At 70.7% G+C, this 7,848-nt stretch carries 8 protein-coding genes and 1 pseudogene; 4 read left to right on the top strand and 5 right to left on the bottom strand.

The window, feature by feature from the left end:
• Position 1: 1 nt before the first annotated feature.
• The 5 genes from ACLFOB_RS13190 to rpmH all read right to left on the bottom strand — a co-directional run bounded on the left by ACLFOB_RS13190 (position 2) and on the right by rpmH (position 3,601).
• A complete protein-coding gene (locus ACLFOB_RS13190) occupies positions 2-1,549 on the bottom strand; it encodes a putative bifunctional diguanylate cyclase/phosphodiesterase (protein WP_410926371.1) in 1,548 nt (515 codons plus the stop codon).
• A 93-nt stretch (positions 1,550-1,642) separates the two neighbouring features.
• Positions 1,643-2,563, bottom strand: a complete 921-nt coding sequence (gene ttcA, locus ACLFOB_RS13185) for a tRNA 2-thiocytidine(32) synthetase TtcA (protein WP_410918342.1) — start codon at positions 2,561-2,563, stop codon at positions 1,643-1,645.
• A 267-nt stretch (positions 2,564-2,830) separates the two neighbouring features.
• A complete protein-coding gene (yidD, locus tag ACLFOB_RS13180; protein ID WP_410918341.1) occupies positions 2,831-3,049 on the bottom strand; it encodes a membrane protein insertion efficiency factor YidD in 219 nt (72 codons plus the stop codon).
• Positions 3,046-3,447, bottom strand: coding sequence for a ribonuclease P protein component (gene rnpA / locus ACLFOB_RS13175; protein WP_410918340.1), 402 nt, complete (start codon positions 3,445-3,447; stop codon positions 3,046-3,048). The genes yidD and rnpA overlap by 4 nt, the downstream gene beginning before the upstream one ends.
• Positions 3,448-3,466: 19 nt before the next feature.
• Positions 3,467-3,601, bottom strand: coding sequence for a 50S ribosomal protein L34 (gene rpmH, locus ACLFOB_RS13170; RefSeq protein WP_410918339.1), 135 nt, complete (start codon positions 3,599-3,601; stop codon positions 3,467-3,469).
• A gap of 341 nt (positions 3,602-3,942) precedes the next feature.
• Between rpmH and ACLFOB_RS13165 the strand changes: the two genes are divergently transcribed.
• The 4 genes and pseudogenes from ACLFOB_RS13165 to ACLFOB_RS13150 form a co-directional block, all read left to right on the top strand.
• The gene (locus ACLFOB_RS13165) at positions 3,943-4,638 is read left to right on the top strand and encodes a TVP38/TMEM64 family protein (protein WP_410918338.1); all 696 of its coding nucleotides are present in this window, start codon (positions 3,943-3,945) and stop codon (positions 4,636-4,638) included.
• A gap of 1 nt (position 4,639) precedes the next feature.
• On the top strand, positions 4,640-6,058 hold the full coding sequence (locus ACLFOB_RS13160) for a dihydrolipoyl dehydrogenase family protein (RefSeq protein ID WP_410926370.1): 1,419 nt from the start codon (positions 4,640-4,642) through the stop codon (positions 6,056-6,058).
• A 21-nt stretch (positions 6,059-6,079) separates the two neighbouring features.
• On the top strand, positions 6,080-7,468 hold the full coding sequence (locus ACLFOB_RS13155) for a sensor histidine kinase (RefSeq protein ID WP_410926369.1): 1,389 nt from the start codon (positions 6,080-6,082) through the stop codon (positions 7,466-7,468).
• Between the two features lie 54 nt (positions 7,469-7,522).
• Positions 7,523-7,848: pseudogene (locus tag ACLFOB_RS13150) on the top strand (GDP-mannose 4,6-dehydratase); the annotation flags it as partial.

Here is a 7,848-nt window from a genome sequence, read left to right as displayed (position 1 = left end):
GTCAGCCGGTGCTGCGGCTGATCCGGGGCGGGGCATCGATGCGCTCGCCATGCCGGGCGAGCCATTCGGCCGTGTCCTCGAAGGGCATCGCCCGTGCGATGCCGAAACCCTGCACATGGCCGCAGCCCAGCTGGGCCAGCAGCGCATGCTCGCCGCCCGTCTCGACGCCTTCGGCGAGCGTGGCGAGGCCAAGCTGGTCGGCCATCGACAGGATCGCCGTGACGAGTCGCTGCTGCGCCGGGTCACGGTCGCACTTCGCCACGAAGGAGCGGTCGATCTTGATGCGGCTCACGCGGAAGCGGCGCAGCGAGGCAATCGCCGCCTGCCCGGTCCCGAAGTCGTCGAGGTCGATGCCGCACCCCATCGCGGCCAGCGCGTTGACATTGCGCGCGGTCACGTCCTCCGGCGCGCCGGCGACGACGGTTTCCAGCACCTCGAGCGTCAACCGTTCGGGTGCGATTCCGAACCGGTCGAGTTCCCATGCGATCCGCTCCGCGAGGCGAGGATCGCGCAATTCGGCCGCGGAGACGTTGACGCCCACCGAGGGCACATCGAGTCCGCTGCGATCCCAGGCTGCAAGCGCGGTGAGCGCCTGGCGCAGCATGACCTCGCCCAGCCGGCCTAGCAGCCCGGCTTCCTCGAGCGCGGGCAGGAAATCGCCTGGCAGCACCGGGGCGCCGCCAGGCTGCACCCAGCGCGCGAGCGCCTCGAAGCCGGTGACGCGCCCTGTTTCCGTGGAGATCTGCGGCTGGAACCAGGCGTTGATGCGCCCCGTCTCGAGCGCGCTTGCGGCCGCTTCGGCCAGATCGGCCCGGGCCGCTGCGGCCCGTGCCGTGGCCTCCGAATGGGCGCGGATCGCGGCCGGGCCGGCGGCCAGTGCTTCGCCCAAGGCGGCGGAGGCGGCGTCGAGTAGGCCCTCAGCCTCCGCAGAGGGCAGGCGGCGCGAGAGGGCGAAACCCACCGACGCGGTGAGATAGGTCGCCGCGCCATCGAGCGCGATCGGTTCCTCCACCGCGCGCTGAAGCCGCCCGCAAAGCTGGATCGCCGCCTCGAGGTCGAGCCGGCGCACGGGCTCCAGCGCCACGGCGAAGCGTCCCTCCCCCAGTCGCGCAACCGTATCGCCCTGCCGCAGCGCGCCACGCAGCCGGTCCGCGACGCCGCGCAGCAGCGTCTCCTCACCGGCATGTCCGTGCCTTGCCCGCAGGTCCGCGAAATCGTCGATCTCGAGGACGAGGCAACCGGTCGACAGGCTTCCGCCCGCGCAGCGGGTGCGCGCGTGGTGCAGCGCCTCCAGCAGGGTCCGGGGCAGGACAAGGCCGGTGACGGGATCTGTCGCGGGTCCCGGCGCCGCAGGGGGGCCGTCGTAGGCGCCGGCCAGCGCGAACAGGGCCGGCAGTCCCAGCGCGGTCGCGATCAGCGCACCCTCTCCGCCCAGCCAGAACGCCCCGAGCGACAGCGCGGGGATGAAGGCCAGAAGCGATGGTTCCGTCAGCGCCCTGCGCAGTTTCGCACGCAAAGAGGCGGAGGCGACCCGATTGGAAAGACGCATTGCGCTGACCCTCGACTTAAGCCCTGAGCGGACTGCCGGCGGCGGACTGTTGCCGCCGGTGTGCAACCTATGGGCTGGTGTCTGAGCGCCGCGTTAACGCAAGGCGGGAATTTCGTCCGAATTCTCCTCATCCGCCTCGGTGCCGGCCATGAGCCCGGCGAAGTCGAAGAGCTTCGGGTCAAGGAGATGCGAGGGCCGTGCGTTCATCAGCGCGCGGAACATCACCTGGCGGCGGCCGGGGTAGTTGCGCTCCCAGCCGTCGAGGATCGCCTTGACCTGCTGGCGCTGCAGGCCGTCCTGGCTGCCGCAGAGGTCGCAGGGGATGATGGGGTAGCGCATGGCGCGGGCGAAGCGCTCGCAGTCGGCCTCCGCCACATGGGCGAGGGGGCGCAGCACCAGAAGGTCGCCCTCGTCGTTCAGCAGTTTCGGCGGCATCGTGGCCAGCCGTCCGCCGTGAAAGAGATTCATGAAGAAGGTCTCGAGGATGTCGTCGCGGTGGTGGCCCAGCACCACCGCCGAACAGCCCTCTTCGCGCGCGACGCGGTAGAGATGGCCGCGCCGCAGCCGCGAACAGAGCGCGCAATAGGTGCGGCCCGCGGGCACCTTGTCGGTCACCACGGAATAGGTGTCCTGATACTCGATGCGGTGGGGCACGCCTCGCTCGGTCAGGAACTGCGGCAGCACCGTGGCCGGAAAGCCCGGCTGCCCCTGGTCGAGGTTGCAGGCCAGGATTTCCACCGGCAGCAGCCCGCGCCATTGCAGTTCGGTCAGCGCGGCAAGCAGGGTGTAGCTGTCCTTGCCGCCCGAAAGGCAGACCAGCCAGCGCGCGCCGCGGCCGCCCTGTCCCGGCGTGGCGTCCGGCACCAGCATGCCGTAATGCTCGACCGCCTCGCGCACCTGTCGCACGATCCGCTTGCGCAGCTTGCGGAACTCGGTCGTCTGCGGCGCGCCGGTGAAGAGCGGGTGGATTTCGTCGCCGGTGGGGTCCGACATCTCACGCGTCTGGTCCTTCATGCCCCGCTACATGCCAGAGTGTGGCGCGCAGGGGAAGCGGCCGGTGCGTGGGCGGGGCCAGAAACGGCAATCTCGAAGAAGCATTGGCGCCCTGCGAGCGTCTTCCCGCCAGACCAACCGCGACGAAGACGACCGATGCGGCTTGTTCCCTCGGTCGCCGTCGCGGCGGCTCTGACCCTTGGCCTTGGACCGGCCCTGGCGCAGGACCCGCTGTCCGGGGGCGCATCGGTGCCATGGCCACCCTGACCACGAAATCGCGATGGGCGGCTAGGGAACGTTGTCCACCCCGCTGCCGCCCCAGGGGTGGCAGCGGGCGATGCGTCGCGCGGCCAGCCAGCTGCCCCGAAGCGCGCCGTGCTTTTCCAGCGCTTCCAGCGCATAGGCCGAACAGGTCGGATGATAGCGGCAGTTGTGGCCGACCCAGGGCGAGAACAGCAGCCGGTAGGCCCGGACCGGCAGCGCGGCGATATGCGCAAGCGGCGTCATTGCCGGGCCTTCGGGCGCCGTGGGGCGTGCAGGCGCGCCAGCGCCTCGCGAAGGTCGTCGCGCAGCGCGCCATAGGGGCGTTCCACCGTCACGCCGGGCCGGCCGATCAGCACGTAATCCCATCCGGAATGTCCCAGGTCGGGCAGCACCTCGCGCGCGAGCGCGCGCAGCCGGCGCTTGGCGCGGTTGCGGGTCACGGCGTTGCCGACCTTGCGCGAACAGGTGATGCCCACACCGACATGCCCGGCGTCATCGCGCCGGTCGCGTGCCTGCACGATCATGCTTTGCACGACCTGCTTGCGGGCGCGCGCAGCGGCGAGGAACTGGGCGCGTTTGCGCAGCGTCTCAAGCCGGGTGCCGTCGGCGGCGTCCTGCGAGATGGCCGCGGCGCCTGTCATGCGCGCCGGCCCCGTGGCCTCAGGCCGTCAGGCGCTTGCGGCCGCGGGCGCGGCGGGCGTTGACGATCTTGCGCCCGGCCTTGGTGGCCATGCGGGCACGAAACCCGTGACGGCGCTTGCGCACGAGGTTCGAGGGCTGGAAGGTGCGTTTCATCGCGGGCGCTCCGTCTTGTCTGTCGCGGGCCGCGCGGCCCGCAGGGGCCGCAGGCGATGCGCCGCCCGGCCCCGGATGTGCGAAGCCTGCTCTATAGGCGGGCTCCGCGCGGCTGTCAAACGCCCTTGCGCTGCAACAATCTCGGCCCCGCGGCATCGCGCAATGTTACAGAACCGGGCCTGCGCACGGCTGCAAGGCGCATCCGCGTCACCCGCCATCAAGCGCGCGTGAACCCCCTGTCGCCCCGCGGCCCGCGGGCGCATGTTTGCGCGGCAACATCAAGCGTTCAGGAAAGCCCGCCCGTGACCGACATGCCCCACAGCCGACAGGAGAGCGCCCTGATGCGCCGCCTTCCGATCCTGGCGATTCTCGCCGTGGCACTGGCGGGCGCGCTGCTGTTCCGCGATCACCTGAGCTTCCAGGCGCTTGCGGAGAACCGCGAGGCGCTGATCGCCCTGCGCGATGCGAACTATGCCGCCGCCGCAGCGGCCTTCGTTCTGGCCTATGTCGGCATCGTCGCCTTCTCGCTGCCGGGCGCGACGGTGGCCACGCTGACGGGCGGTTTCCTCTTCGGCGTCTTTCCCGGCACGCTGTTCAACGTGCTGGCCGCCACGGCGGGGGCGACGGCGATCTTTCTCGCCGCGCGCCGGGGCTTCGGCGAGCGGCTGGCCGCGCGCATGGACGCCTCCGAAGGGCTGGTGCGGCGGATGAAGGCGGGGATCGACGCCAACCAGTGGCCGATGCTCTTTCTCATCCGGCTGGTGCCGGCGGTGCCCTTCTTCGCGGCGAACCTGGTGCCGGCTTTCGTGAACGTGCCGACGCATCGCTTCGTGATCTCCACCTTCTTCGGCATCATCCCCGGTGCGCTGGTCTACACCTCGGTCGGTGCGGGGCTGTCCGATGTCTTCGCCCGCGGCGAGACACCCGACCTCGGCATCGTGTTCGAGCCGCAGATCCTGCTGCCGCTGCTGGGGCTTGCCGCGCTTGCCGCGCTGCCCATCGTGCTGCGCGCGGTGCGCGGCAAGCCGGGGATCTGAGATGGAACGGATCGAGACGGATCTGCTCGTCATCGGGGCGGGCTCGGGCGGGCTGTCGGTGGCCGCGGGCGCGGTGCAGATGGGGGCCCGCGTCGTGCTGCTGGAAGGCGGCAAGATGGGGGGCGACTGCCTGAACTACGGCTGCGTGCCGTCGAAATCGCTGATCGCCGCGGCCAAGGCCGCGCATGGGCAGGCGCACGCGGCCCCCTTCGGCATCGCGAACGTGGCGCCGCAGATCGACTATGCCGCCGCCATGGGCCACGTCCAGGACGTCATCGCGCAGATCGCGCCGCACGACAGCCAGGAGCGGTTCGAGGGGCTGGGCGTGCGGGTGATCCGCGCCTGGGGCCGTTTCGTGAACGACCGGGAAGTGGAGGCCGGAGACACGCGCATCCGCGCCCGGCGCATCGTGATCGCCACCGGATCGTCACCCTTCGTGCCGCCGATTCCTGGGCTCGATTCGGTGCCCTATCTCACCAACGAGACGCTGTGGCAGTTGCGCGCGCGGCCCGGCCACCTGATCGTGGTGGGCGGCGGCCCCATCGGGATGGAGATGGCACAGGCGCACCGAAGGCTGGGCAGCGAGGTCACCGTGCTGGAAGGCGCCCGCGCGCTGGGCCGCGACGACCCGCAGGCGGCGGCGGTGGTGCTGGACCGCCTGCGGGCAGAGGGCGTGCGGATCGAGGAAGGCGTCACCGCGGCAGAGGTCCGCGGTGCGGAAGGCACCATCGAAGTGCTGGCAGAGGACGGCCGCAGCTTTGCCGGCACCCACCTGCTGATCGCGGTGGGGCGCAAGGCGAATACGGAGGCGCTGAACCTCGGGGCCGCGGGCATCGAGACCACCAGGACCGGCGTGAAGGTGGACGGGCGGCTCAGGACGACGAACCGCCGCGTCCATGCCATCGGGGACGCGGCGGGCGGCATGCAGTTCACCCATCTGGCGGGCTATCACGCCGGCATCGTGATCCGGCAGGCGCTCTTCGGCCTGCCGGCGACCGCGCGGACGGACCATATCCCGCGCGCCACCTACACCGAACCCGAGCTTGCGCAGGTGGGCCTGACCGAGGCCGAGGCGCGCAAGACGCACGGGCCGAAGCTGCAGGTCGCGCGTTTCGACTATTCGGGCAACGACCGCGCCCTGGCAGAGCGCCGGCCCGAGGGGTTCGTCAAGGTCATGGTGGTCAGGGGCCGTCCCGTCGGCGCCACCATCGTGGGCCACCAGGCGGGCGAGCAGATCGCGCTCTGGGCGCTCGCCATCGCCAACGGACTGAAGATGCAGGCGCTCGCGAACATGGTCGCGCCCTATCCGACGATCGCCGAGGTTTCGAAACGCGCGGCGGGGGCCTATTTCTCGCCGCGGCTCTTTGATAGTGCTCTCGTCAGGCGCGTGGTGGGCACAGTGCAGAGGTGGCTTCCCTAGACGCGCGGACGCGGGACGGCCATGCTCAACACGCTTTCCGGACGCTTCCTGATCCTCACGGTGATCTTCGTGATGATCGCCGAGGTGCTGATCTTCGTGCCGTCGGTCGCGCGCTACCGCGAGAGTTTCCTGCTCGCCCGGCTGGAGCGCGCGCAGATCGCTTCGCTCTCGCTGCTGGCCAATGACATGATCGAGCCGGACCTGGAGCAGGAGCTTCTGAAGAACGCGGGCGTCTACAACGTGGTGCTGCGGCGCGACGAGGCGCGCGAACTGGTGCTGTCCTCGCCCATCCCCGGCCCGGTGCACGCCACCTACGACCTGCGCGATCCCTCGGCCTTCGTGCTGATCCGGGACGCGATGGCGCGGCTTTCAGACCCGGAGGACCGGATCATCCGCGTGATCGGTGCGCCGCTGCGCGACGCGGGACTGCTGATCGAGGTGACGATGGAGACCGGGCCGCTGCGCGCGGCGATGATCGACTACGGGCTGAGGATTCTCGCGCTGTCGGCGGTGATCTCGGCGGTGACGGCGGGGCTTCTGTTCCTTGCCGTGCGCGCGATCCTCGTGAAGCCGATCAGCCGTCTGGTGGGGCACATGCGCCGCTATGCCGCCGCGCCGGAGGACGCGTCCCGGATCATGCAGCCGTCGGGCCGCGGCGTGCGCGAGCTGCGCGAGGCGGAAGCCGCGCTCGCCCGGATGCAGACCGACCTCACCCAGGCCCTGCGTCAGCGCGCGCGGCTTGCCCAACTGGGCGAGGCGGTGGCCAAGGTCAGCCACGACCTGCGCAACATCCTGACCTCCGCGCAGCTTTTCGTGGACCGCATCGAGATGAGCGAGGATCCGCAGGTCAAGCGCATGGCGCCCAAGCTGGTGAACTCGATCCGCCGCGCCGTGGGGCTGACCGAGAACGTGCTCGCCTTCGGCCGCGCGGAAGAACCGCCGCCCGCGCTCACCCGGGTGCCGCTGGCCGAGCTGGTCTCGGACGTGGTGGAAAGCGAGCGGCTGGCGGTCGAGGACCATCAGGACATCAGCTTTTCCGAGGACGTGCCGGCAACGATGATCGTGCGCGCAGACCCCGAACAGCTCTACCGCACGCTCACCAACCTGATCCGCAACGCGCGGCAGGCGCTTGCCGGCACCGGCGAGGGCGGCGAGATCGGCATCGCCGCCCACGAAGAGGACGAGGCCTGGGTGATCGAGGTGACGGACACGGGACCCGGCCTGCCGCCCAAGGCGCGCGAGCATCTCTTCACGCCCTTTCAGGGCGGCGCGCGCAAGGGCGGCTCCGGCCTTGGTCTCGCCATCGCCGCGGAACTGGTGCGCGGGCACGGCGGGTCGCTGACGCTGACAGCGACAGGGTCGGAGGGCACCAGCTTCGCAATCAGGCTGCCAAAGGGAGAGATGACATGACACGGGCAGGCGAAGCCGTGCCCGCCCGGCGCGGGATAAGCGATGCCGAACGCGATCGCCACCGGCGTGCAGTATTCCGTGCGCGAATTCATCACCTGCTCGGCGGAGGAACTGGGGATCGAGCTGGCCTTCACCGGCACGGGGCTGGACGAGGTGGCGACCGTGGTCTCGGTCACCGGCGAGAAGGCCCCGGCAGTCCGCCCCGGCGACGTGATCCTGCGCATCGGCCCGCGCTATTTCCGGCCCGCCGAGGTCGAGACGCTTCTCGGCGATCCGGCGAAGGCCTGGGCCAAGCTCGGCTGGGCGCCCGAGATCACTGCCCGCGAGATGTGCGCAGAGATGGCGGTCGAGGACTTGAAGGCGGCGCAGCGGCATGCTTT

It is taken from the genome of Rhodosalinus sp., from assembly GCF_046542825.1.
Classification (GTDB): Bacteria; Pseudomonadota; Alphaproteobacteria; order Rhodobacterales; family Rhodobacteraceae; genus Rhodosalinus.
This window is presented reverse-complemented; position numbering and strand designations above follow the sequence as displayed.

Bases quoted from the DNA above. Each gene is read 5' to 3' on its own strand.
- yidD (WP_410918341.1), bottom strand. From the start codon at position 3,049: ATGACGCCGCTTGCGCATATCGCCGCGCTGCCGGTCCGGGCCTACCGG.
- ACLFOB_RS13160 (WP_410926370.1), top strand. From the start codon at position 4,640: ATGGAACGGATCGAGACGGATCTGCTCGTCATCGGGGCGGGCTCGGGC.
- ACLFOB_RS13190 (WP_410926371.1), bottom strand. From the start codon at position 1,549: ATGCGTCTTTCCAATCGGGTCGCCTCCGCCTCTTTGCGTGCGAAACTG.
- rnpA (WP_410918340.1), bottom strand. From the start codon at position 3,447: ATGACAGGCGCCGCGGCCATCTCGCAGGACGCCGCCGACGGCACCCGG.
- ACLFOB_RS13155 (WP_410926369.1), top strand. From the start codon at position 6,080: ATGCTCAACACGCTTTCCGGACGCTTCCTGATCCTCACGGTGATCTTC.
- ttcA (WP_410918342.1), bottom strand. From the start codon at position 2,563: ATGAAGGACCAGACGCGTGAGATGTCGGACCCCACCGGCGACGAAATC.
- rpmH (WP_410918339.1), bottom strand. From the start codon at position 3,601: ATGAAACGCACCTTCCAGCCCTCGAACCTCGTGCGCAAGCGCCGTCAC.
- ACLFOB_RS13165 (WP_410918338.1), top strand. From the start codon at position 3,943: ATGCGCCGCCTTCCGATCCTGGCGATTCTCGCCGTGGCACTGGCGGGC.